The 2,693-nt window shown below is 74.7% G+C and carries 2 protein-coding genes; one reads left to right on the plus strand and one right to left on the minus strand.

What is annotated here, in order from left to right; genetic code table 11:
• A partial coding sequence (locus ACWF94_RS38210) for a BTAD domain-containing putative transcriptional regulator (RefSeq protein WP_453499518.1) occupies positions 1-1,128 on the minus strand: 1,128 nt, incomplete at its 3' end.
• Positions 1,129-1,277: 149 nt separating this feature from the next.
• On the opposite strand from ACWF94_RS38210, the gene ACWF94_RS38215 reads away from it, so the two are divergent.
• On the plus strand, positions 1,278-2,693 hold a 1,416-nt coding region (locus ACWF94_RS38215), incomplete at its 3' end, for an MFS transporter (protein WP_453499520.1).

Raw genomic sequence — 2,693 nt, forward strand, 5'->3', positions numbered from 1 at the left:
GGCGAGAGGCCCCGCCCGCAGTTGCCCGCCCGCCGACGGCAGCTCCCGCGCCTCGTCACGGACCCCGAACGCCGCCGCGACGGTGTCGACCACCGGCCCGGCCCGGTCCACCGGCCCCAGCTCCACCAGCACTGCGTCGTCGTACCCGTCCGCGACCCGGTGCGCCACCTCCAGCGCCAGCCGGGTCTTGCCCACACCTCCCGGCCCGGTGAGCGTGACCAGCCGCCCGCCGGCGAGCCGCGCCCGTACCGCGTCGACGGCGTCCTCCCGGCCGATCAGACCGGTCAGCGGGGCGGGCAGCCGATGCCGCCGGCCACCGCCGTCGCCCGGTCCGCCCTGTGCGCCCGGTGCACCCGGTGCACCCGGTGCACCCGGGACGTCCAGCTCGGGGTCCTGGCGCAGGATCGCCCCGTACAGAGGCGCGATCTCCGGCCCCGGCACCAGCCCCAGCTCCGCGTCCAGCCACTTCCGCAGCTCGTGATATCCGGCCAGCGCCTCGCTCTGCCGCCCCGCCCGGTACAGCGCCCGCATCTGCACCGCCCGCAGCCGTTCCCGCCCCGGGTAGCGGCCCACCAGCTCCGCCAGCTCACCCAGCAGCGCCCGGTCCTGACCCAGCAGCAGCCGCGCCTCCGCACGGTCCTCCGTGGCCGCCAGCCGCTCCTCCTCCAGCCGCCCCACCACCGCCCGCGCGAACGGCTCCTCCGCGAACTCGGCGTACGCGGGGCCCCGCCACAGCGCCAGTGCCTGGGTCAGCAGCTCCGCCCGGGCCGCCGGATCACCGCTCTCCCGGGCCCGCGCCACCAGCTCCCGGAACCGTGCCGCGTCCAGCGCGCCCGGCCCGGCGACCAGCTGGTAACCGGCGGGCGCGGCGACGACCAGCTCCCGGCCGCCCGGCTCGGCGTCCTCCAGTGCCCGCCGCAACTGCGACACCTTGGTCCGCAGGACCCGTACGGGCTCGGCGGGCGGCTCACCCGCCCACAGATCCTCGACCAGCCGCCGGACGGTCACCAGGCGGCCGTCCTGGCCGAGCAGGGCGGCGAGCAGGACCCGTACCTTCCGCTCCGGGACACGCACGGGCTCACCGCCCGCCGTCCACACGCGCAGTGGGCCCAGCACCCCGAATCGCATCTCTCCAGCCTACGGCGGATCATCGGCGGCCCCGCCCGCCCGGCCCCGCCGGGCCATCGGTGACCCGGTACGCCCACCGAAACCGTTCCAGAACCGCGCGTACGCACGCTGGAGGCACACCATCCACCCGACAACTCACCGGAGGAACCATGTCGCCCCATCCCGCACCCGCGTCCGCCCACCGGGCGGGCCCCAGGGAGTGGACCGGGCTCGCGGTGCTCACGCTCCCCCTGCTGCTGCTCGCCCTGGACATCAGCGTCCTCTACCTGGCGGCGCCCCACCTCAGCGCCGATCTGCGGCCGAGCGCCACCCAGTCCCTGTGGATCATGGACATCTACGGATTCCTGATCGCCGGGTTCCTGGTCACGATGGGCACCCTCGGGGACCGGATCGGCCGCCGCAGGCTGCTGCTCGCCGGCGGGTTCACGTTCGCGGTCGCCTCCGTCCTCACCGCGTACGCCGTGAACGCCGAGATGCTGATCGCGAGCCGTGCCCTCCTCGGTATCGCGGGCGCCACCCTGATGCCGTCCACCCTCGCGCTGATCAGCACGATGTTCCGCGACGACCGGCAGCGGTCCTTCGCGATCGCCCTGTGGATGACCACGATGTCCGTCGGAGTGGCCGTCGGGCCGCTCGTCGGCGGGGTGATGCTGGAGCACTTCTGGTGGGGATCGGTCTTCCTGCTCGCGGTGCCCGTGATGGCGGTGCTGATCGTGGCCGGGCCCTTCCTCCTGCCCGAGTTCCGCAACCCGGCGTCCGGCCGGCTCGACCTGCCGAGCATCCTGCTCTCCCTGGCCGCGCTGCTCCCGCTCGTGTACGCCCTCAAGCACACGGCCGCGCACGGCCCCGGCGTCAACGCCGCGCTCGCCCTCGCCGCCGGGCTGGTGGCGGGCCGGTTCTTCGTCCGCAGACAACTGCGGCTGCCGGACCCGATGCTCGACATGAGCCTCTTCGCCAACCGGGCGTTCTCGGCCTCGCTCGCCCTGCTGATGTTCGGACTGCTGGCCATCAACGGCCTTGAGTACCTCAATCCGCAGTTCCTCCAGATGGTGGCAGGCATGACACCGCTGAAGGCCGGGGTGTACATGCTGCCGATCGTGCTCGCCGCGACGGCCGGTTCACTGGCGGCGCCCTTCCTGGCCCGCCGGTTCGGACACGCGCACGTCATGGCCTCGGGCGCGCTGCTGGCCGTCGCCGGACTCGTCCTGGTCACCCGGGCCGACAGCAGCGGCGGTGTGCCGGCCCTTGTCATCGGCTCCGGGGTCGCGATCCTCGGCATCAGCCCGATGCCGGTCCTCACCACCGACCTGGTGGTGGCCTCCGCCCCGCAGGAGAAGGCCGGTTCGGCCGCCGCGCTGTCGGAGACGAGCGGGGAACTGGGCGTCGGCCTCGGGGTCGCCGTGGCGGGCAGCATCGTGGCGGCGGTGTACGGGCCCCGGATCGAGGAACTCCCCGGGGCGCCCGGCGCCGCGGCCGAGGATCTCGCCAGTGCCGTGTCCGCCGCCGGGGAACTGCCCGCGGCTGCGGCCGGGGAGCTGCTCGCGACCGCCCGGGACGCCTTCACC

The organism is Streptomyces sp. NPDC055078 (genome assembly GCF_053607985.1).